This is a genomic window from Mariniflexile sp. TRM1-10 (assembly GCF_003425985.1).
GTDB lineage: Bacteria > Bacteroidota > Bacteroidia > Flavobacteriales > Flavobacteriaceae > Mariniflexile.
Genome location: NZ_CP022985.1, coordinates 1530812 through 1554744, shown reverse-complemented (window position 1 = coordinate 1554744; position 23933 = coordinate 1530812). Strand labels below are relative to the sequence as shown.

The following is a 23933-nucleotide window of genomic DNA, read 5'->3' as shown; positions in this document are numbered from 1 at the left end:
ATGACTAGAAAATACTCATTAACGCCTTTTTCTGGAAGTTTATCTTCTGTGTCACCAATATTTACCGACGATATAAATAGTAATTGATTAATGAATTGTTTAAAAATTAAAATTATGAAGAAACTAATAAGTATTAATAGTCTTTTTTTGGTTATCTTTAATTTCATAGCCTTATATGGTTATTCTCAAAAAGATATTGGGATACCTCCTTCTCCTACTGTAGCGTCTCTTGTTTCTGTCGAAAAGGATGTGGTTAGCAATTCAGGAAGGGTTGCTCAAAATTTGTCACTTTGGAATATGAAGCTAGGGGAAGATACGTTTCCTATTAATCTTATATATTCAAGTTCTGGAATAAAAATCGAAGAAATTCCATCATATATAGGAGTTGGCTGGAATCTTTTTGCAGGAGGTGTAATTACCAGATCAGTAATAGATTTGCCCGATGATATATTAAGTAACGACCACGGATCTGGTATTTTACATACCAATATAATGACGGAAATAGCTGCATTTCAGACTAATATTCTTCTTAATGGTTATAATGAGTCTTCATCTTTGGATTTCTTTAAAGATAAGATTAATGAGTCAAATTTACAGACAAGAAATGATACACAACCTGATTTGTTTTATTTTAATTTTTTTGGATATAGTGGAAAATTCGTTTTTAATAAAAACAAAGAAATCGTTAATCTATCCAATGATAATTTTAAATTTAAATATACATTAGATTCGTCAGATAATACATTAAAGACATTTACTGTAATCGATATTAAAGGTACGGAATATTTATTTTCTGAAAGAGAATATTCTCAAACCCATTATAATTCGGCTTCACAATGGGAATTCTTATCTTCTAGGGCTAAACGACAAAGACAACTGGATTTTTATTCATCATGGCATTTAAAAAGTGTTAAAAACAAAGATAATTTAGAAATACTATTTGAATACGATGATGAAATGTTAACATATCAAATTAAAAATGCAGAAATGGGTAAAATTTGTGTTGACCAACAATGTGAAGATACCAATATTAATGATACTTCAAATTATGACATAGCAAACAGTTCTGAGACTGAATCTACAGATTTTATTATCAATTCTAAAAAAATAAAACTAATTACTTCAGATTCTTTTAAATTAGTATTTAATAATTCATCTAGAGATGATTTAAATGGTGGCTTAAAATTAAACGAATTAATTATAAAAGACTATAATAATATAGAGATTAAAAAGTATAATTTTCAACACAGTTATTTTATTTCTCCAAACATTCCTAGCAGCAATAATTATGAATACAAAAGGTTGAAATTAGATAAAATATTAGAGAATGATAAATTTCTCCAAGAATTTCAATATTATACAGATTTTTCTTTACCATCTAGAGTTTCTACAGAGCAAGATTTTTGGGGATATTTTAATGACAATAATTCTAATTCATTAGTCCCTAAAACTTATGTTACCTTTAATGGGCAATCACCAGAATACCATATTTTTCCGCCTATTAATGAGTCTATTGTATACGAATATGGAAGCATAGGTAGAAACACTAATCCCACGACAGTACATATGGGAATGTTAAAAAAGATAAGCTATCAAACAGGAGGTTATAAAGAATTTTTCTATGAGCCGAATGATTTTACTTTAGATACTTATACAACAGGAAACACTACAATTAATGGAAATGGAGTAAGAGTAGATAGAATTGAATATTTTGATGGACAAAATATTGAGCATTTAGACTATGACTATAATTCCCCAATTACAGGGATTTCAAGTGGTAAAGTATCTTATTTACCAATGTTTGCAACACATATCCCTTGGAATTTTGTTTATGAAATTGTGCCATCTAGTGGGATAAGGTATGCAAATCCTGCTTATATAGGACCATCTGTATCAAATTATGGTGGCTATGCTTATACTGATTATGATTATTCCAAATCGCCTCCTGAACCTTTTACAGCATGGAATTATGATTGTGTTTTTTATGATGGTAATGGGGGGTATGTTAACTATTCTCCAACTGTTAATCCAGATAAATATTTTGCAATGACTACAAGAAGGTTTTCTTCTTCTCAAATTGCATTAGCATCTAATATTACTGAACCTTTAGTTTACGAATATGTTTCAATTGATGAGGGCGGTAATGGAAAAAAGCAATATAATTTCAATGTTCTTGGAGGTTTAGATGTGCCTATACCTAATACTTTTAATCTCGACAAATTTATACAAAAACAATCATATAAAACATATTATTGGCAAACATCATTTTTTAGTGGTCCTTCTCAAACTACTCCTTCTTGTCCCCAAAGTATAGCTACAATTGATAATTTGACATTACAAATTTTTAATACCTATTATCAATATGCAAATGTTAACGGAGAGTCCCATCCTTATGCACCAAAACCTAATTGGAATCGTTTTTTTGGTCAATTAAATAACTACACTTACTCAAATGAATTAGGTTTTAAGGTTTATAAAGAGGAATACCAATATGATTTGGTAGGAAGTATCATCGATACAGGTACAGATAATAAAATTACATCTCTAAAATATCGATTATTTAATCGTCCTATTATATATGGCATAAATAAGGATTATGATATTACTGTTGGCCCCACGGCTTGGTTGTGGTCATTTTATGATATTTATTATAATATTGGATTAGTTCCTACTCATATTATAAAGACTAATTATTATAATAATGAAACTTCAAGTGTTTCAGAGACATCTACAAATACTTATACGCATGGTAATTTACTATCATCAACAAGTTACGAAGATTCTAATGGAGATGTATACCATACTAAATATAAATACCCTATAGATTTTCAAGCTGAGTGGTCTCATTTGGAACAAGACCATTTAGGTAATTGGGTTACAGTAATAACTCCAAATATATATAAGATTATAGCTGATAAAAATATTCATAATATTCCAATAGAAATTGTTAAAACAGTAAATAATAAAGTGGTTTCTACACAGATAGATGAATATGGTGTATCATCTTATTACTATGTATTAAGTAAATCTTCTCAATTGGAGAAAAAGGATTTGTTGGATAATTACGTCTATGCTCATGCTTATTCAGACTTTAATGGTAATCATTTTGTTACTGATGAAGATATGGTTAGCAAAATTACTATTTCTCGTTATGACAATAAGCATAATGTAGAACAATATAAAAAAGAAAAAGATAATGAAGTAGTAATACTTTGGGGTTATAAAAAAACTGTTCCTATCGCGAGAATAGAAGGGGCTTCTTTTTATGAAGTAAATACATGGTTTAATAATGAATACGGTCAACAATTATCTTATTTGTCGACTTTATCAAACAATGATATTGATGATTCTTCTGAACAAAACCTTAAAGACTGGCTTAATAATTTGCGTCAAATAATTCATGATAATAATAAAAATATAACAGTGACTACTTTTACTTATGATCCTCTAATAGGGGTGACTAGTATAACAGATCCAAGAGGTTATACGACTTACTACAAGTATGATGAATTTAATCGTTTGGAATTTGTTAAAGATGCTGATAATAAAATATTGAGCAAAAACAAGTACCATTATAAAGAGCAGCAGTAACCTTACTATTCTGCGGAACAATACCAATAAATAGACAATTATGATAACACACAGAAATATACTTGGAGCCATTATGCTTTTTTTATGCCTGTCCCAAAATATATGGTCGCAGGAAAACACCAATGATTTAATAGGAACTTGGGCTTTTGACTATGAGGCCAGCTTAGCGGCCATGGATAGTAACGGCAGGTCACAGCTTAAGGACATGGAACGCAGCCCGATGCGCTTACAGCGATTCGAATCGGTGTACAAGGGGCGCAGGATAAGCTTTTTTGGGGATGGCCGTTTTGTGCTGTCATTGGCCGATGGCAGGGGGACGGATGCCAAATGGGAATTGAGGAACGACCAGCAGATAGCGTTGGTGGATTCAAGGGGTATTGAAAAGAACTATAAAATAATCCTTTTGACATCCGATCGCTTGGTTATAGGTGTCCAAAAGGTCTTTGAAAAGACCAAGCCCCTGTTTACCAAGTATTACTACAGTAAAACAGAATGAGTAGATAAACCAGCTAAAAGGTTCGGCTCTTTGGTAGAACCCATATAAACGCACAATCATGAAAAAACAAAACTTAAACATATATCAGAGGTCTTGGATTCTAGTTGCCATTCTGTTTCTCTCGACCAATATTTTAATACATGGCCAGGGATTATATGATACGGATGGAGAATATAAACTCTATGGTTCAGGGGCTAACTTTGTAATTTTAGATACATATAACAATACCGGTGAGTATCAAGAAACCTATCAGGTTCAAAATGATTACTATATTTTGTACGATACTGAAATTGACTGGTCCTGCGATGAATGTAAGATTGATGAACCCGGTGCTACCACATATCAAACAGGGGGCATCACTTCCAGTTATTTTTTTAGCTACTACGATGATGAAACCCCGCTGATCAATGTTTCATGGGCATCTTCTGTTAATTCCCATTCAATCTATGCGGATATTTTTGTGGGGCCCTATTTTGATCATGATGGCACCCTAGGGGTTACAATCACGGAGCCATCAACACCTGCGACACCTGCGGTAGCCAATTACACAGGTTATACAAGGGTAACCAGGGGGACACCTATAAACAGTACTGTTGTAACATGGTACTGGCAGGAGTCATCCAATGGAAAAAGCAAAGACAATTCGGATCCCTATATCGATCGTACATCGGGATCGCGTGTCTACCTCAGGGCATATAATAGCCTATACAATTTATGGAGCGGTAGCAGTGCATATGTTGACTATACCATAGATCCCTCAACAGTATTAAGTGATGAAAGCTACATTTACACCCTTGCCCCACAAATAGGGACAGCAGATATTTCTTCATTAAATGATGGCCAAAAAATAGAATCGGTCACCTATTTTGACGGCTTTGGCAGACCGAAGCAAAGTGTTGGGATACGAGCAGGGGGCAATGGAGAAGATGTTGTTACACACATCGGTTATGATGCTTATGGAAGACAGGATAAAGAATACTTGCCCTATGCAACCACGACCAATGGAGGACAGTACAGAAATGATGCATTCAGCCCTACTTTTAGTTTCTATAATACCACAAAATACGAGAACACCTTAAACCCGTACTCAGAAAAGCATATGGAAGCATCTCCACTTAACAGGATCTTGGAACAGGGAGTACCGGGAGCCGATTGGGCAGTGAATAAAACACTAGATACTGACCATACCATTAAGTTTGAATATCAAACCAATTCAGTTTCAGATTATGTAAAGCAATATGGCATCTCTTTTATTGGAGGAAACAAAGAAACACCTCAATTGGAAGACGAAGGTGTTTACCCAACAAATAAGCTACACAAAACAGTGACCAAAAACGAGAACTGGCAACCGAACCAAACTTATCCTAATGACCATACCACTGAGGAATACAAAGACAAACAAGGTCGCGTCATAATGAAGCGCACCTTCAATATGGACAAATGGCACGATACCTATTATGTGTATGATGAATATGGTAACTTAACTTATGTGCTGCCACCAAAAATGACAATATATAAAGAAATAACACAGCAAAATTGGATAAGTAAATCTTATAATAATGTTACTGGTTTAGCTTTTGAAGATACAGGTCATAATTCTATTAATTTTAATTTTAATAACGACGGTAATTTAGTCATTTTTATTTATGCTTATGATTATAACAATACGGAATTAAATGATGGTCTTATTATGGATTTAGATTTAGGTTCTCAACTTCCAGACATGAGCTTGGGAATAATAAAAGAATCCTATTCTTATCCAATAGAGGATTTGGGAGAGGCATATATACAAGGGGGTAAATTATATATTAATTCAACATATTCACTTTTTTCAGATATAGATCAAACCTTAGTAATTAACTTATCCAATTATCAAAGCAGTTTTGCACCGCCACCAATTGATCAAACTCAATTGGATAATTTGGCATACCAATACAGATATGATGACAGAGACAGACTTATAGAAAAGAAAATACCCGGAAAAGGATGGGAATATATTGTGTATGATAAATTAGATAGACCTGTATTGACCCAAGATTCCAACCAGAGAAAAGCTAATAATACCAGTTTATCTAAAGATAAATGGTTGTTTACAAAATATGATGCTTTTGGAAGGGGCATTTACACTGGTATTTTTAATTCAGATAGTTCAAGAGAATCTTTACAAGGAACATTTAACAGTAAAAGTGAACTGCAAAATTATGAGTCGCAAGTATCAACGGGAACAGGCTACTTAGGTAGCTATTATACCAATGATGATTTTCCAAATACGGATATGGAAATATTGACCATAAACTATTATGATGATTATGACTTTAGCGTTTACACGATCCCTTCTGTTTTGGATAATGGAGAAGCTGTTGTCAATCATGATAATACCAATAAGCTAAAGACCAAAGGACTGGCCACAGGAAGTAAGGTAAAGGTTTTAGAGACATCCAGTTGGATTACCACGGTTATGGGCTACGATGATAAGGGTCGGGCTATCTATGTGAAAAATGTTAACGGGTATTTGGGAACAACGGATATCGTAGAGACCCATTTGGATTTTGTAGGTAAAGCAGAAAAGTCCATGACCACGCATTACAGATCAGGAAATACCATTGCGACAACAGATACCTTTACTTATGACCACGCGGGACGACTTATGTCACAGAAACAAAAGATAGGCAATTCGGCAGACGAACTGATTGTACTTAATAAATATGACGAGCTTGGGCAGCTAGAGAGCAAAAAAGTAGGGGGCAATGTAGCAACCAATATAGAAAGCTCGGCTGGATTACAAACGGTTAATTATAGTTATAACATACATGGCTGGCTAAAGCAAATAAATGATCCAACCACATTAGGTAACGACCTATTTACCTTGAAGCTTAACTATAATACACCAGATCATGGTGCTACGTCTTTGTACAATGGGAACATATCAGAAACCGAGTGGCGCAGTAACAATGAAGATACTAATTTAAGATGGTATAAATATAGTTATGATGCACTAAACAGGTTGACAGGAGCAGTAGACAATATCACTCGTTTTACGGAATCTATACAATATGATAAAAACGGTAACATAAACAGGCTAATACGAAATGGTTACAATGAAGGTACCAGTACCTATGCACGGATTGATTACCTAACCTATACCTATGAAAACGACAGTAACCAATTGTTAAAGGTTGACGATTCGGCCCCAACTTATAGTAACTTCAGAAGCTTTGGTTTTAAGGACGGAAACAGTGGTAACGATTATACTTACGATACCAATGGCAATATGCTTAAAGACCTCAATAAGGGTATAGGAGATGTAACATCCGATGGTATTATCTACAACCATTTAAACTTGCCAATAAGTGTTTCGATAAACGGTGGTGGAGGAAATGGAACAATTTCTTATATTTACGACGCCACAGGAGTAAAACTTGAAAAGAAGGTAGAGATAGATGGAAATCCAAATCCATCTTATACCTACTACGCAGGCAATTATTTGTACGAAGGCAGTTCTTTGAAATTCTTTAACCATCCAGAAGGATATGTAGATACTGAAAATGGCTTTAAATACGTATACCAATTCAAAGACCATTTAGGTAACATAAGATTGAGTTATCGAGATAGCGATGAAAATCAAATTATTACGGTCCCTACTGAAATACTAGGAGAGAACAACTACTATCCCTTCGGGCTCAAGCAGAAGGGGTATAATGATAGCCCAACGGCATTTGCCAATCCTGCTTTACAATATAAATTTGGTGGTAAAGAGTATGATAAATCATTAGGTCTTAATTGGTATGATGTGTCCGCAAGGAATTATGACCCGGCATTAGGAAGGTGGATGAATTTGGATCCATTAGCTGAAGATATGAGAAGACATAGTCCTTATAATTTCGCTTTCAATAATCCTATATATTTTCAAGATTATGATGGAATGTCACCAGATGCACCAAGTTTCATGCAATATGCAGGTAATTTTTTCCATGAATTATATGGAGATGCAGAATCTTTAGCTGCATCACAAGGCACAGACCGCGAAGCTGAAAGTAGACTTCAAGAAAAATCGAGAATTTTGGGTATACTTTCTGAAGGTATGAACAATACGGTTCAAGCCACTAGAGATATGGTTGAAATGATTCCATATGGAGAAGAACTCGCAGCAGTTGGAGAGGGAGTTATATACGGTGATATGGAAGAAGCCTTTACTAATTATGCTAAGAAAAGGACAGATAATATAGAATATGAAGTTGCAGGTGCTTTAATTCCTTTCGTAGATGGAGGGGATTTAAGAAAAATAAATAAAGTAGCAAATAAAGTTGACGATGTTGCAGATGCTTCTAAGACGAGTACAAATGTTTTATCCAAAGGAGATCTGCTTAGAATTGAAAATGCGGCTACCCGAATTAACAAACCTATTACAGTTGTTGGTAGTCGAGCAAAAGGTACAGCAGGTGCATATTCTGACTGGGATTATGTAATACCAGAACTTAATAGTAAAAATTGGAGTACGATTAAAAACTCTTTACCTGGCTCTCGTTCGGTTTTGGATAATACACCTAGTAATATAGATATTTTTAAAGGTTCTCTTGACCCAACAAAACCACATATAATTATAAACCCTCGACCTTAATCATGAAAATAGAACACGAAATATTGATTAATAAATATGGACAGGAACTTGTCGATATAGAGCCTCTTTTAAGTTTATTTAGAAGTTTTGATATGGGTTCTCGGAAAATGTTTTTAAATGAAATAGTATTTCTTATTCTTCAATCAAAGCCGGAAGAAAGAGATATCGAATTTGCTATAGCGAATAGTAGCCTGAAACCTACTTTTACGCCTTGTGTTTTGTTAAGAAAAGGTGTTTCAAACCATAATCTTAAAAAGCTTATATCTTTACCCTTTAACGAGTTAGAGAAGGTTTTTGTGTTGTTTTTGAGCCTATTTAAGATAGCGTATAAAAGGAGGTTTTTAGTAGAAAAAAATAATCCCGATAAGTGGTGGTATTGGGATTTGTCTGACGAGACAAATATTAATAAAATACCATAAAGTTTATAGATACGCAGATGCCGCTAAGATAGGACTTATAAATCTGCAGTTAGTTCAGAAGTCCGCCACCTTAGCAGAAAGAGCCATTGGAGGAGTGGGGAGGTGTTGCAGGTACTGCAAACATCAATACGTAAATGAACTCTAAATCGTTACCAAAGTATTTACGGAAGTAGAGGCTTAGAAACAGGATTATACTTCAACAAAGGTGTAGGTAATCGTGGTTTCCTTGATGTAATTGACCATACAAATGGGATTATCTATGATTTTAAGTTCGGTAAAGCGGTGATGAGCCCAGCCCAATACAATAAATATTTTAATAACTTCGGATTACCGATACAAGTAATTAGACCTTAACAAACAATGGCAATAGATAAAGAAGTAAAAAAGAAAATTACTGAGGAATGGTTAAACGCCTTTCCTCAACTTTCGACATTTGCACAAAATAAATTATATAAAATGATTGGCTGTTGTGTTGTTGGAATAGAGTTGATAAAGTTGCCTCATTCGGAAGAATACAGACCACACTTTGTAATTTATTCTTTATGGCAAAATGATGTGAAAAAGTGTTTAGATGCACCTATTTTAATGAAGCAACTTTATAACAAGAAAGGGCTACAATTTAATATTCCTTACGCAAAGCATACTACCTTTTTTAATGATGCCGTAGACTGCTTTAAAAAGCAAATATCTGTTTCGTTGAATGGCGATGTTACTTTGAAATCATTGTTTGAATTTGTGGATAGCCTATTTGGTGATATGTTGGTCAGAACAAATTCAGCAGAACAAGCAAAGCTATTTGAGTTAAAATTTAATACGGCTCTATACACGGGAAGTCAATCGCAGGTTCAAAATGTTTTAAATCAAATTCAACAGGCGAGCAAAAATTGGAATATGAAGATGTTTGAAATGTGGTATGGTAAATTTGATACTTGGCTACAGGGATTACAAAAAAAAGTAAGTAGCCGAGAAGAGTTTTTAAAGCAGATAGAAATCAACAAACAGGACAAGAAAATAACAAAGCTTAAGAGTTCTGAACTCGTAGTATAAGAATAGGATATAATTATTGAAACTAGTTCTGCTAAGGGTATAACACAAAGGTTATAGATATGCAGATGTAGTTAAAGTACTCGAAGCTTCGATTCTTATTCTGCATTTAAAAATGCAATGGGACCAGCAGGAAAAGATAAACATTGGCATCATATCGTTGAACAACATGCTGATAATGCTGTGAAATTTGGACAACAGAGTATACAAATACTAATACTATAATTAGTATACCAGAAGGATTTAAAGGTTCTCTTCATGGTCAGGTGACAGGACATTATAACTCTTTAATGCCAGGTACAAGTATGCGAGTAAGGGATTATATTAAGACTTTGCCTTATAATGAACAATATCAATATGGAATAGATGTATTAAGAAGTTTTAAGTGGACACATGATGAAAAAAGAGAATATAAAAGATGATTTTTTAAAACAAGCAATTGAATATGGAAAGGCAGTAGCTGGAGGCGACCATAAAAAGGCGAATAGGATACATAAGAAGCTTCAAAATATTTATGACGAAGCTAAAGTCCAGAAAGCCTTAAATATTTTTGTGGATTTGTTAAATGAAAGGGAAGAAAGTGTAAAGCTCTGGGCTGCCACCTTCTCTTTGAAGAATAATCCAGAACTTGCTGTAAAATCTTTAGAGAAATTAACAGAACTTACAAGTATTACAGGATTATCAGCCAAAACAACACTACAACTTTGGAAAGAAGGAAAACTGAATTTACTCTAAATAAATCGTTGCTTTAGATTTGCTATTAAAAGGAAAGTAAAATAAGCCACTTTCCTTTTTTGCTTAATTTAATTTTATTCATTTTTTAGCTATACTTTTTACAAGACCTAGCTTTGTTCTTGGCCATTGACATCATCCACTAAAAAACAAGGCAAACTCCTACTTTAAATAAGGATAAAAACAAAAAACCTTAGTGTAAGTAAGATTAAACCCTACTTACAGAAAAAAAAGAAATATCTTCCACGATTATTAAAACGCTGCAGGGTATGGGTCAACACCTAAAGGGCACACATGGCACCATCATCAGACTACTGGTAGGATGCAGCTTGTTGAAACAGGGGTACATTCTCAAACAGGTCATACTGGAGGTTTTTCATTATGGAATATTAAAAATAGTAATCGTAATAATAGTTTATGGCCACTTTTTATCAAACAGAATCAAAGCTAAATCTTATTCAAATTGAGGAGATAGAAAAATATGTTGATTTAACCTTTCCTACTGAGTATAAGGAACATTTGCTAAAATACAATGGTGGTCAATGTACTCCTAACGTATTTAAATTTAACGAAAACGGGAATTGGACAGAATCGTGTATTGATTGGTTTTTGGCGATATATGATGGAGAATATGATAATTTGAGAAATTATATTCAAGTATATAAATTAGGTGAAAAACGTCTTCCTATTCATATACTGCCAATTGCCCACGACCCAGGTGGAAACTTGATTTGTATTTCATGCCATAAAGACAATGAAGGGCATATTTACTTTTGGGATCATGAAAATGAAGTAGATTATAAAAAATCGAATGATACGAATTATTCAAATCTGTATCTTGTTTCGAAGAGCTTTAGTGAATTTATCGCAGGATTGAAAGAAGACTTTGGGTGATATAGACCGTTGCTGCTAAGACGGGACTTACAAATCCGCCAGTTAGTTTAGAAGTCAGCTACCTAAGCAGAAAGAGCCATTGGAGGAGCGGGGTTTTTAGTTGCTTATTTATGAGATTCCTGCCTTCGCAGGAATTAAAAATGATAAAATGCGTTTTCTAAATGCTCTACATTCAATGCGTTTCCTCTTTTTACAATGGCGATGATATCAAAACGCACTTCAATATCTAATCCGTTTACCGTTATGTATTCATCAACTGCTTTAACCAAACGTTGTATCTGCTTGGGTTTTACAAAATCCTGCGGATTTCCAAAATCGACAGTCGAACGCGTTTTTACCTCAACAATGGCCAAAATAGTGTCTTTTTGTGCAATAATGTCTACTTCGGCTTTATCAAATCTATAATTGCGTTCTAAAATAGCGTAACCGTTTTTCAACAGTAAATCGACAGCTAGTTGCTCGCCTTCTTTGCCAAGTTCGTTGTGTTTTGCCATAAGTTGTTAGCCCCTAAACAGAAAGAAATCTTCTTTCATGTGTTCTATTTGGGCATTTTCATTGGTGATAATATAATCAATTGCTTGAGAGGTGAATTCATTTCCTTTCTCAGTTAAAAAAACAATGTGATTGTTTATAGTAATCATGTTGTTTTTTAATGCGAGGTCTAATACCGTTTTCGAACGTACTTTTTGCCAATTAATATGCTCGTTTAAATGATTTACATGACGCTCGCTTTCTTCGTTATGATTCTTTAAATGTAATAAAAAAGTAAGTAAAGAAACTTCGGTGCGCTGTTGTCTTTCTCTGTATAACACGGCAATAATACCTTTACTAGGTGCGAACAAATACACAATAAAAAAGATAATGCCCAACATGGTAGTAATGGAGCCCGCTATTGATGCATCTAACCCATGTGCAACCCAGTAGCCTGCAATGGCACTAAACATTCCAAAAAATATGGCTAAACCAAGCATTTTCTTTAAATTGGTTGTGAGCAGATAAGCTGTTGCCGCAGGGGCAATCATTAAGGCGACCACCAAAATAGCACCAACGGCATCAAAAGCGCCAACGGTCGTTATTGAAGAAACCGTCATTAAACCATAATGCATAATGGCTGGAGAAAAACCTAAGGATGCGGATAGACCGGCATCGAAGGTGCTTACTTTTAATTCCTTAAAAAAGGCAATTAATAGCCCAATAGTAACAGTTAAAATACTACCAATAATCCATAACGATTTTGGACCAGCGTCAATTCCAGAAATCATCAGCCTATCGAATGGTGCAAAGGCGAGTTCACCTAATAATACGGCATCAACATCTAGATGCACATCGTTGGCATTTTTAGCAATAAGAATAACACCGATGCTAAACAACGCAGGAAAGACTAGGCCTATAGCGGTGTCTTCTTTAACCAAACCTGTTTTTTGAATGCGCTCTACTAAAATGACTGTAATAATTCCTGTTAAAGCAGCTAAAAGAATTAATAATGGTGAATTTAAATCTTGGGTTATAAAGAATCCAATAACAATTCCCGGTAAAATAGAATGGCTAATAGCATCGCTAATCATGGCCATTTTTCGAAGTACCAAAAATGTTCCAGGAATGGCACAAGCTATAGCTACAAGACTGGCAATTATTTGTATTTCAATTTGTGCATTATTCATGTTCTTGCGATTGCTGGTTGTACAAATTAGCTGCTGTTTTATAGCCTTGTTCAGTTAAGCTCCACATATTACCATCAAGCGTTACATAATTTTTATCTACTAATTTTTTGAGCGTACCTTTTGTAAAACCATGGAAGTTATTCAATATTTTAATGGCATGTGGATGTGATATGTTATCGTGATTTTCCGCAATGTGATACATCAAAGACAATGTTTTATGAAGTTCTAAATCGTGACGGTTTTTAATGAAGCGAATTTGCCTAAATAGTAAGCCTCGGTTAGGAGAAAAGATAAAAGAGGCCAAAACAAAAACACTGGCAACAATAACAATTACCGGACCTGTTGACAGATTGTTTTGGCTGGCACTAATAGCAGTGCCAAAAACACCGGAAAACGCACCAAAAGTAGCAGCAAGTATTACCATGGTACTTAAACTGTTTGTCCATTGTCGTGCAGCAGCAGCAGGAGCTAAAAGCATGGCACTCATTAGTACAACACCGACGGTCTGCAAGCCTAAAACAATAGCCAAAACAATGAAACAGGTGATTAAAACATCAATTGTTTTTGTATTAAACCCTAAGGTTTTGGTATAATCGGCATCGAATAATAGAATTTTAAATTCTTTCCAGAATAGTAACATAATGATTAGACAAATACTGGTAACTATAGTCATTAACCAAACATCGCTTTCAACTAAGGTGGCGGCTTGCCCAAACAAATATTTGTCTAAACCTGCTTGGTTGGCATTAGGCTGTTTTTGGATAAAGGTGAGCAGTAGCATTCCAAATCCGAAAAAGACGGATAAGATTAGGCCCAAGGCGGTATCTGATTTTAAATGTGTTTTGGTGATAATTCCTCGTATCCAAAATGTGCCGATAAGTCCGCTAATTAAAGCTCCTAAAAGTAATACATGGCTGTCTTTAATACCAGTGATTAAAAAGGCAATAGCTATTCCGGGTAGCGCAGCATGCGAAATGGCATCGCCAAGTAAGCTTTGTTTTCGTAATACGGCAAAACTGCCCAACATACCTGTTACAGCCCCAAGAATTGCGGTGCCAAGCGTAATGGTGCGAAGTGTGTAATCACTTATTACGAGTTCTATGTAGTCTTTTAGTTCTATAGCTTTTAGGGATTAGAGTTTAGTTTTTGTTTTTAAGATATTTTTGGGGATTTGTGCTCATTTTTGATAATTTGACAAGTTTTTCTCATAGTTGATTTTCAATAGCTGCTGAAATATAATTTTGACGTTTTCCAATGGTTGAACAAACAACATACTAAGAAAACTTTTATAGGTTTTATATGCCAAATCGACGAAGTTCAATGCTTTAGTATAAACTTTTAAATCTTCAAATTTGAATTTAACTTCTTTCATAATCATATTTTCACTGACCACTGACCACTGACCACTATCAATTAATCATTAATCACTAATCATTAATCACTATTCCTGAATACTTACTTTATAGTTAATGCCATAGGTTTTTGTTAGGTTGTCATCATTAAAAATATCCTTTACAGGGCCTGTGGCAATTTTTTTAACGTTTAAAAAAGTTACCCAATCAAAATATTCCGGTACGGTTTGTAAATCGTGGTGTACTACAATAACTGTTTTGCCGGCTTTGCGTAATTCTTTTAAAATATTGATAATGGCAATTTCTGTAGTAGCATCGACACCTTGAAAAGGCTCATCCATAAAATAGATGGCGGCATCTTGAACCAAAGCTCTAGCTAAAAAAATACGTTGCTGCTGTCCACCAGAAAGCTGACTAATCTGTCTGCCTTTAAAAGATAGCATACCTACTTTTTCCAAAGCTTCCAAGGCTGCTTTCTTTTCTTTTTGTCCGGGGCGTTTTATCCAGCCTAAACTGCCGTAAGTTCCCATCATAACCACATCTAAAGCGGTTGTTGGAAAGTCCCAATCTACGCTGCCTTTTTGGGGCACATAAGCCACAAGGTGACGTTGTTTGTTGTATGGTTTGCCGTAGATGGAAATGCTTCCTGCAATGGGTTTTAAAATGCCCAAAATAGATTTTATAAGGGTTGATTTTCCTGCGCCGTTAGGACCTACAATAGCCATGAGTACACCTTCAGGAATTTCTAGATCGATATCCCAAAGTACAGGCTTGTAATTGTATGCTACCGTTAAATCGTCTACTTGTACGGCTATATTTTTACTCATATTATTGTTTTTAACAGGAATAGCTTCTAATTAATTCAAATAATTCCCCGAAGGCCCTGCCTCGGGGTATCCAATTCACCTCTCCTTTGGAGAGGTCAGAACTGCCCGAAAAGGCAGTTCTGGGTGAGGTAAAATACAAAATTTCGATTTTTGACCCAGAGGTCAAAATGAAACAGGCGAAATACCTCTATGGCTTTGACTCGAGGATAGTCTGTTTCAAGAAATTTTTTATTTCTATTTTAATGCATTCACTATCGTGTTTACATTGTATTTAAACATGCCAATATAGGTGCTTTCAACTGTTCCTGCGCTTCCTAAAGCATCAGAATATAGAGTTCCACCAATGGCAACATGATGGTTTTTAGAATTTACAGCTGCCTGAAGCGCTTCAATAGTGCGTTTAGGGACTGAGCTTTCAACAAAAATAGCTTTTACTTGGTGTTCAATAATAAAGGAAGCTAGTTTTTGAACATCTTGTACACCGGCTTCGGTGGCTGTTGAAATACCCTGTAGGCCTACTACATTAAATCCATATTCCTTTCCAAAATAATTAAAGGCATCATGCGCCGTTACTAAAATACGTTTATCTTTTGGAAGTGTATCGATTATGGATTTTATTTCTGTCTCCAGCTGGTTAAGTTGCTCGATATAGTGTTTCCCATTTGTTTCAAAAGCGACTTTGTTTTCAGGGTTGGCTTCCGATAAGGCTTTAACTACGTAGTTGGTTATGGTTTTCCAATAACCAATGTTAAACCATATATGCGGATCGTAATTTCCTTGAAAATATTCAGAACCAATAAGGGTTTTAGCATCTAAGGCATCTGAAACTGCAATGGTTTTTATGTTTTGGTATGCCATTTTTTCAAACACTTCAACAAGCTTGCCTTCTAAATGCAGTCCGCCATAAAAGATAATATCGGCATTGACCAGTTTTGTAACATCGCCCTCGCTCGCTTTATATAAATGCGGGTCGACACCGCTTCCCATAAGGCCTTGCACGTTTATTAAATCACCACCAATATTGTTTACCAAATCGGTAATCATTGTAGTGGTGGTTACAACATTAAGTTTGCCATTATTTTGCTTGTTGTTTTTGCAGCTAAATAGTAAGGTGATTACTATTAGAGCAAGTATTATTTGTTTATTCATTTATCAAAATTAATTTAAAGTATATCGTAATCCAAAAAATAATCGTATTCCTTGATTTGGACCATACACATAAGACGGGTCGAACGTTAATCCGTATGGGTTATATTTAGGACTATTAGGGTCATTGTTTACCAAAGCATTGCCATTGCTATCAAAATCAACATTTTTATCAAACGGATCGTGTGCTCTAGCGATAATAAAAGGGTTTCCTTTATTAGGGGTCCAGTTTAATAGGTTTTTTACGCCCCCGTATATTTCGAAATTATTTAAACCATCAAAGGTTAGCTGAATATTTTGAATGCTCCAAACAGGCGAATTCTCTTTACGAGGATCCAAATCACCTAATAAAGGCAAACGCATAGGGCCATAAATATTACCCGTATAATCCAGTGTTAGGTTGTATTTATAATTTTTATAGGACGCCGCCCAAGTACCAGAGAAGCTTTCGGTTAGTATTTGACGTTCTGTGATGCTATTTTCAGTTTTAGAGACATCTTGAAGTGTGGCTCCTGCCAAAAGTTTTATGCCGTTAGAAAACATAACATCTATATTAAGGCTAACCCCTTGACTTATGGCTTTACCATCGAGATTGTCGTAAATGATTTGGTTGGGGTTGGTATCGTAATCAGGTAAAATAATATTGGTAAAGTGGGTATACCAGACAGAGGCATCAAGTCCAATCATAATACCGCTTTTGGTATACAGTTTGGTTAAATAGTTCAGGTTAATATTATAGGAACGTTCTGGTTTTAGGTCGTTCTCTATGACAACTTCCCTAGCTCCGGTAAGTGCAGCGTGTTCTTCGGTAAATAAGTTAACGACTCTAAAGCCTGTTCCTGCATTTACACGGAAAATATCGTTTTTTGTAGGTTTGAATTTATACGCTATTCTGGGTGTGAAAATGTTTCCATGTCTTTTGTCGTAATCATAGCGTGTTCCCAATAATAATGTATGCTTCTCGTGAAATTTTATTTCATCTTGTATAAATAGAGATGGAATGACAATATTATCTGCCTCTACCGTAGCTGGCGTGTTATCATTGTAATAATTATAACGTAACGACGTTCCAAATAAAAGGTCATGATTCTTTAAGGTTTTATCCCAAGTAAATTGTCCAAAACCAATACGTTGTTGTGCCAAATATGGAACATTGCCATAAACCGAATTTTGATCATGATCGGTATATGAAAACTGAAACAATATTTTTTCTTCAACCGGTAGTTGGTATTTTCCTAAAGCTTCAAAGCGTGACGTATAAATACTTTCTCCATAAATCTCATCACCACCTCTATATGATGGATTCCATTGCATTTCACCTCCCCATCGGTCTTCATAAAAATAACGTCCTATAAGAGAAAATGCTCTTTGATTTTTTCGTTCAAAATCCCATTTTTGAAATATTGAAATTCTATTTTGAAGGGTTAGATCGGTAAAATTATCATTGTTATTATCTATGGGATTGTTGTAATTAAAATAATTGATTCCAGTAAGAAGACTGGCTTTCGACCCTACATTGGCTTTATATCCTAAATCCAGATTGACTTCTCCCCAACCAGTGACATAGCTATCTGCAAAAAATCGGGGGGCATTTTCTGGAAGCTTGGTTATGATATTAATAAGACCACCAACGGCTTCACTTCCATATAGAGAAGAAGCAGGCCCTTTTACAATTTCAATTTGTTCAATTAATGAGTTAGGAATGCCCGATAAACCATAAACAGTGGATAAACCACTAACTATAGGCATGCCGTCAATTAATACTAAGGTGTAAGGACCTTCGAGACCATTAATATGGATATCGCCCGTATTGCACACATTACAATTAATTTGAGGGCGTACTCCATTAACATTTTGCAGGGCTTCAAAAATATTAGGTGTTGGATTTTTTTTAAAGAATGCTGGGGAATAGACTTCAACTGGAACAGGGCTTTCCAAACGGGATACGGCCTTTAGGGTTCCGGTAACGACCACTTCTTCAAGTAATCCAGATTCTTTTAAATCGAAATTTATAACTAGTGTATTAGACGAAACAGTTATGTTTTTTCTTTGGGTTTGAAATCCAGTAAAAGACGCTAAAATGGTGTAGTTTCCAGCTTCAATGGCATTAATTTTGTAAAATCCATTTTCATCTGTTGTGGTGCCCTTAGAGGTGCCTTTAAGGTAAACATTAACATAAGGTAATGGCTCACCATCAGAAAATACATTTCCGGTTATTTGTTGTGCGTTCAATGATATTGAGAGTGTGCTTAAAAATAGAATTATATATCTCATAAATTAATTTTTTGCAAATATAAATATATTTTTAGATTAATCTAAAAATAAAATCTAAAATAATAATAAACTATATTTACGGTTTAATTATACATTTATGATTACGCTAACAGAAGAAAATTACATAAAAACCATCTACCAATTAGGGAAATATGGGGTTCATACTGTAAGTACAAATAGTATTGCAGATGCTTTGGAAACCAAAGCGTCATCGGTTACGGATATGATGAAGAAGTTGGCTGAAAAAGGGTATGTTAATTATAAAAAATATCAAGGGGTAAGTCTTACTGTAAAAGGAAAAAAAACCGCTGCTGAAATAGTTAGAAAGCATCGTCTATGGGAAGTTTTTCTAGTAAAAAAACTTAATTTTCTTTGGGACGAGGTGCATGAAATAGCAGAACAGCTTGAACATATAAAATCTGAAAAGCTTATTGATGAATTGGATAAATTACTTGATTATCCCACGCATGACCCACACGGAGACCCTATTCCAGATAAATCGGGAGATATAAAAAAGACCGATAAAATATTGCTTTTTAATTTAGCTGATAATGCCAAAGGAGTTTGTGTGGGTGTTAAAGATACCTCTTCTGCTTTTTTAAAGTATTTAGATAAGCATAAAATAGCATTGGGTTCAGAAATTACGGTTTTATCTAGAGAGGATTTTGATGATTCAATGGTCATTAAAATTGGAGATACATCAATGAGCATCTCACAAACTGTAGCTAACAATTTGTTTGTGGAAAAAGTATAGGTGGAGAGCTCATCTTGATTTTTTGTTTTTAACCACACCCACAACCATCATCGCCACCACAGGATTTTTTTGATTTCGATTTTTTCCAAACAAACTTCCTAATCAAAAAGATTAAGGCAAATAAAATTGCTGTAAAAACCAATATATTTTGAATGATGGTGTTCATGTTTGGTTTGTCGAGGTTACTTTAGTTTCATTTCAAAAGGAGACTGTCTAAAAAGTTTTTTAAATTTAATTTGTCAGGTTGAGCTTGTCGAAACCGATATTGATTAGCAGTAAATTAAAATATTTCGACAAGCTCAATATGACATAGAACTAGACTTTTTAGATAGCCTCTTGTTATTTTAACAACTGATAGGCTATCAATGCAACAATATAAGCAAAACCACTCATAATTACCAATTGCAATGTAGGCCATTTCCAACTATTGGTTTCTTTTTTTACAACAGCCAAGGTACTCATGCATTGCATAGCAAAAGCATAAAACAGTAGTAATGAAATTCCCGATGCAAAATTAAATAAAGGCCCTCCTAAAATGGGGTTTACTTCAGCTGCCATGCGGTTTTTTATGGTGGCTTCATCATCATTTCCAACACTGTAAATGGTTGCAAGCGTGCCCACAAACACTTCGCGAGCAGCAAAACTACTTACTATAGCAATCCCTATTTTCCAATCGTAACCCAATGGTCTAATAACAGGCTCAATTGCACGACCCGTAATGCCTATGTAAGAATGCTCTAATTTATAAGATGCTATATGCTGACTTATTTCTTCTTCAGATAATTGTTGTGATGCATACTCGGTTTTAACAATCGTTTCGGCATTATTAAAATTATCGCCAGGACCATATGATGCTAAAAACCATAAAATGATGGAAATAGCTAGGATTATTTTTCCTGCACCAAATACAAACGATTTTGTTTTTTCCAACACCGTAAGCGCCACATTTTTAAACATGGGAAGCTTATAATTAGGCATTTCAACCACAAAAAACGTTTTGCTTTTTATTTTTAAAACCTTGTTTAAAATATAGGCAGAAAGAACGGCTATTGCAAATCCTAGAAAGTATAAAAGCATCAAGGTTAAAGCTTGATACCCCAACCCTAAAAAGCGTCCTTCGGGAATGACTAATGATATAATAATTAAATACACCGGCAATCTGGCGGAACAGGTTGTAAACGGCGTTACTAAAATGGTTATTAAACGTTCTTTCCAACTTTCAATATTTCTAGTTGCCATAATCGCAGGAATGGCACAAGCAGTTCCCGAAATTAAAGGCACAACACTTTTTCCACTTAATCCAAAGCGACGCATCACACGATCCATTAGAAACACCACGCGACTCATATAACCACTTTCTTCAAGTACCGAAATAAACAAGAATAGAAAAGCAATTTGAGGAATAAAAATAACAATACCTCCAAGTCCCGGAATAATACCTTCGGACAATAAATTGGTAAAGGCGCCTTGTGGTAATTGGTTTTTTGTCCATTCACTTAAAGAAGCGAAAGCACTATCAATAAAGTCCATTGGCACGCTAGACCAATCGTAAATAGCTTGAAAAATGGTTAATAAAATAATGAAGAAAATAAAATACCCCCAGATTTTGTGAGTTAAAACACGATCCAGTTTTGAACGTAAATCTTTGGCTTGCGATACGTCAATCGTTTGGCCTTCTTTAAGGACATTGTTTATAAACTGGTAACGCTTTATGGTTTCCTTTTGCTGTAATCGTTTTAGATCGGCTTTACTTTTAGTTTTAAAATCGGCTACAGCTTCAATTTCATTTCTGTCTGTTTTTCCAAAATTTACGTCTTGGGTTATGACAAGCCATAATTTGTATAAAAGCTGATTTGGGAACGCTTTTTGTAAATTTTCAAAGTATTCCTTATCAATATCCGATGCCTTGAGACAGGGTGTAACGGATACTTCTTTATAATTAGCAATTAAGTGTTTTAAATTATCAATACCTTCTTTTTTTCTGGTACTAATTAAAGCTATTTTGGTTTGAAGGTGGGATTCTAAATACTCAATATTTAAAGAAATTCCTTTATAGCGCATTCTATCCGCCATATTAATAACCAATAAGGTTGGAATTTCTAAATCTTTAATTTGGGTAAAAAGTAACAGATTACGTTTTAAATTTTCAACATCGGTTACCACGACAGCAATATCAGGAAAATCCTTGTCGTTTTTATTTAAAAGCAGCTCTATAACAACATTTTCATCCAGCGACGATGCATTTAAGCTATAAGTACCCGGTAAATCTATAATATGTGCCTTAACACCACGAGGCAACTTACAAATCCCTTCTTTTTTTTCAACAGTAATGCCAGGGTAATTCCCAACTTTTTGATTCAAACCCGTTAAAGCATTAAAAACAGAGGTTTTGCCCGTATTTGGGTTTCCTATTAAGGCTACATTTATTTGTTTACTCATATTTCTTTTTCAATTAAAATATGAACAGCCGTTTCTTTTCTAATTGCTAAATGGGTGCCATTAATGTTTAAATACATAGGATCTTTAAATGGTGCCAACTGAACAAGTTCTACCAAATTACCAGGTAAACAACCCATTTCTAAAAGTTTTAAAGGAATATGGATGGACGAAACATCTACGATAATGGCGCGTTCACCTCGTTTTAATTCAGCTAATGTGTTTTGCAAACTTATTTAGATTGATTTTAAAGAAGCAAAAGTAAGGGAAAAGTTTAAAGTTAAAAAGTTTAAGGTTTAAAAGTTTTAAGAAGTTTAGTTGTTTGTTGTGGAGTTGTTAAGTTGTGAATCAGTTTGGTACATGACAAAAAACCAAAACTGTATACAAAAGTGTTAGGATTGGACTTCGACAGGCTACCATTGACGCATTTTATAAACATCTGTTTTAAAGATAATTACATTTTAAAAAATTACGTCATCGCATTCGCTAGTTAAAAACTTTAACAAAGGTCTCAGTTTGACATCGGGAATGGTATTAAAATATGCCTGTCATACAGAGCTTGTCGAAGTATGAGCCTGTCAAAGCTACATGAAGGAAGAAACGATAATAGACTTCGATAAGCTCCATGTGATATGCTTCAATTTTTGTCATGTACTAAAGTAAATCAGCTTAACAACATACAACTAAACAAAAAACCTACTTTTCCTGTTTAAGAATTTCAATATCTTCAAGTAATTTATCAATGTCTTCAGCATTGGTGCCGTCATAAAACCCTCGAATTTGACGTTTTTTGTCAATAAGCATAAAATTTTCGGTGTGTATCATATCAAAATCACCGCCATCGCCAAAATCTTTTACTGCTAAATAGCTCTTTCTTGCCAACTCATAAATTTGCTTTTTATCACCAGTAACTAAATTCCATTTGGCATCATTCACACCTTTTTCCAAAGCATAACGCTTTAGTTGTGCGACCGTATCAATTTTTGGTGTTACGGTGTGCGAAAGCAATAGTACGTCGTCATCATTAATAAGCTCTTTTTGTATTTGCGCCATGTGGTTTGTCATAATCGGGCAAATGGTTTGGCAGGTTGTAAAAAAGAAGTCGGCAACGTAAATTTTATCTTTATAATCGTCTTGGGTAATCGTTTTTCCGTTTTGATTGATAAGTTTGAAGTCGGCTATTTTATGGTATTTTTTTTGATATTGAATTGTACTATCGACCAACTCGGTACTTACCATGGCTGGCTGGTAAATAGGCAACGGTTGGTACACATTTAACGTATTATATATAATAGAAACGATAATGATAGATAAAATCAAAAATACAATTCCAAACGTTTTATAGTCTTTGAAAAAATAAAGCATGAATATTAAATTAAGGCTTATAATTAAGTATTGATGGCAAAAATACGACACATTAGTAATAAAAGGCTATTTTTAACACTACTAAAATGCTTTAGTACATGACAAAAATTGAAGAGTGTCACATTGAGCATTATCGAAAATGAAAATATATTTTTATTTGAAGATAAAAGCACAGCTTGCGAAATGCGATTAAAAACAATATTTCCAAAGTCTTCGACTTTAGTTTATCTTGAGCGAAGACGAAAGGCTCAGACTGACATCTGAATATGTTTGAGTTTTTGTCATGTACTAAACTAAAATGCTTAAAAAGAAATCATAAAAATG

The 23933-nt window shown here is 34.5% G+C and carries 18 protein-coding genes and 1 pseudogene; 9 read left to right on the top strand and 10 right to left on the bottom strand.

What is annotated here, in order from left to right; all coding sequences use genetic code 11:
* Positions 1–114 precede the first annotated feature (114 nt).
* From CJ739_RS06645 to CJ739_RS06600, 8 genes and pseudogenes are all read left to right on the top strand, one after another.
* Positions 115–3591, top strand: coding sequence for an RHS repeat domain-containing protein (locus CJ739_RS06645; protein ID WP_162880145.1), 3477 nt, complete (start codon positions 115–117; stop codon positions 3589–3591).
* A gap of 40 nt (positions 3592–3631) precedes the next feature.
* On the top strand, positions 3632–4087 hold the full coding sequence (locus tag CJ739_RS06640) for a hypothetical protein (protein WP_117173619.1): 456 nt from the start codon (positions 3632–3634) through the stop codon (positions 4085–4087).
* 58 nt (positions 4088–4145) lie between these two features.
* Entirely contained in the window at positions 4146–8705 is a 4560-nt protein-coding gene (locus CJ739_RS06635; RefSeq protein ID WP_117173617.1) for a DUF6443 domain-containing protein, read from the top strand.
* Between the two features lie 2 nt (positions 8706–8707).
* Positions 8708–9124 (top strand): DUF5958 family protein, encoded by a 417-nt coding sequence (locus CJ739_RS06630; RefSeq protein ID WP_117173615.1) that lies wholly within the window; start codon positions 8708–8710, stop codon positions 9122–9124.
* 360 nt (positions 9125–9484) lie between these two features.
* Complete coding sequence (locus CJ739_RS06620) at positions 9485–10171, top strand: hypothetical protein (protein ID WP_117173613.1); 687 nt, start codon at positions 9485–9487, stop codon at positions 10169–10171.
* 390 nt (positions 10172–10561) lie between these two features.
* The gene (locus CJ739_RS06610) at positions 10562–10903 is read left to right on the top strand and encodes a DUF2019 domain-containing protein (protein ID WP_117173611.1); all 342 of its coding nucleotides are present in this window, start codon (positions 10562–10564) and stop codon (positions 10901–10903) included.
* A 277-nt stretch (positions 10904–11180) separates the two neighbouring features.
* Positions 11181–11351, top strand: a pseudogene (locus tag CJ739_RS20760) (HNH endonuclease); the annotation flags it as partial.
* Complete coding sequence (locus tag CJ739_RS06600; RefSeq protein ID WP_117173609.1) at positions 11318–11794, top strand: SMI1/KNR4 family protein; 477 nt, start codon at positions 11318–11320, stop codon at positions 11792–11794. The pseudogene CJ739_RS20760 and the gene CJ739_RS06600, both read left to right, overlap by 34 nt.
* Before the next feature lie 134 nt (positions 11795–11928).
* On the opposite strand, the gene CJ739_RS06595 is transcribed toward CJ739_RS06600, so the two are convergent.
* The 6 genes from CJ739_RS06595 to CJ739_RS06565 all read right to left on the bottom strand — a co-directional run bounded on the left by CJ739_RS06595 (position 11929) and on the right by CJ739_RS06565 (position 19054).
* A complete protein-coding gene (locus CJ739_RS06595; protein ID WP_117173607.1) occupies positions 11929–12288 on the bottom strand; it encodes a YraN family protein in 360 nt (119 codons plus the stop codon).
* 6 nt (positions 12289–12294) lie between these two features.
* Positions 12295–13455, bottom strand: coding sequence for a metal ABC transporter permease (locus CJ739_RS06590; RefSeq protein ID WP_117173605.1), 1161 nt, complete (start codon positions 13453–13455; stop codon positions 12295–12297).
* Positions 13448–14557, bottom strand: a complete 1110-nt coding sequence (locus CJ739_RS06585) for a metal ABC transporter permease (protein WP_409446122.1) — start codon at positions 14555–14557, stop codon at positions 13448–13450. The genes CJ739_RS06590 and CJ739_RS06585 overlap by 8 nt, the downstream gene beginning before the upstream one ends.
* 339 nt (positions 14558–14896) lie before the next feature.
* On the bottom strand, positions 14897–15634 hold the full coding sequence (locus CJ739_RS06575; RefSeq protein WP_117173599.1) for a metal ABC transporter ATP-binding protein: 738 nt from the start codon (positions 15632–15634) through the stop codon (positions 14897–14899).
* A 234-nt stretch (positions 15635–15868) separates the two neighbouring features.
* A complete protein-coding gene (locus CJ739_RS06570; RefSeq protein ID WP_117173597.1) occupies positions 15869–16783 on the bottom strand; it encodes a metal ABC transporter solute-binding protein, Zn/Mn family in 915 nt (304 codons plus the stop codon).
* Between the two features lie 9 nt (positions 16784–16792).
* Positions 16793–19054: a TonB-dependent receptor gene (locus CJ739_RS06565; RefSeq protein WP_117173595.1), complete on the bottom strand. Its 2262-nt coding sequence runs from the start codon at positions 19052–19054 to the stop codon at positions 16793–16795.
* Positions 19055–19154: 100 nt separating this feature from the next.
* Here CJ739_RS06565 and CJ739_RS06560 point away from each other — a divergent pair, with 100 nt between their 5' ends.
* Positions 19155–19808 carry a metal-dependent transcriptional regulator gene (locus CJ739_RS06560; RefSeq protein ID WP_205419409.1) on the top strand — a complete coding sequence of 218 codons (654 nt, stop codon included), beginning with the start codon at positions 19155–19157 and terminating at the stop codon, positions 19806–19808.
* A 28-nt stretch (positions 19809–19836) separates the two neighbouring features.
* On the opposite strand, the gene CJ739_RS06555 is transcribed toward CJ739_RS06560, so the two are convergent.
* The 4 genes from CJ739_RS06555 to CJ739_RS06540 form a co-directional block, all read right to left on the bottom strand.
* A complete protein-coding gene (locus CJ739_RS06555; RefSeq protein ID WP_117173591.1) occupies positions 19837–19974 on the bottom strand; it encodes a FeoB-associated Cys-rich membrane protein in 138 nt (45 codons plus the stop codon).
* Positions 19975–20147: 173 nt separating this feature from the next.
* On the bottom strand, positions 20148–22247 hold the full coding sequence (gene feoB / locus CJ739_RS06550; protein WP_117173589.1) for a ferrous iron transport protein B: 2100 nt from the start codon (positions 22245–22247) through the stop codon (positions 20148–20150).
* The gene (locus CJ739_RS06545; RefSeq protein WP_117173587.1) at positions 22244–22474 is read right to left on the bottom strand and encodes a FeoA family protein; all 231 of its coding nucleotides are present in this window, start codon (positions 22472–22474) and stop codon (positions 22244–22246) included. The genes feoB and CJ739_RS06545 overlap by 4 nt, the downstream gene beginning before the upstream one ends.
* 466 nt (positions 22475–22940) lie before the next feature.
* Positions 22941–23609, bottom strand: a complete 669-nt coding sequence (locus tag CJ739_RS06540; RefSeq protein WP_117173585.1) for an SCO family protein — start codon at positions 23607–23609, stop codon at positions 22941–22943.
* Positions 23610–23933: the final 324 nt, after the last annotated feature.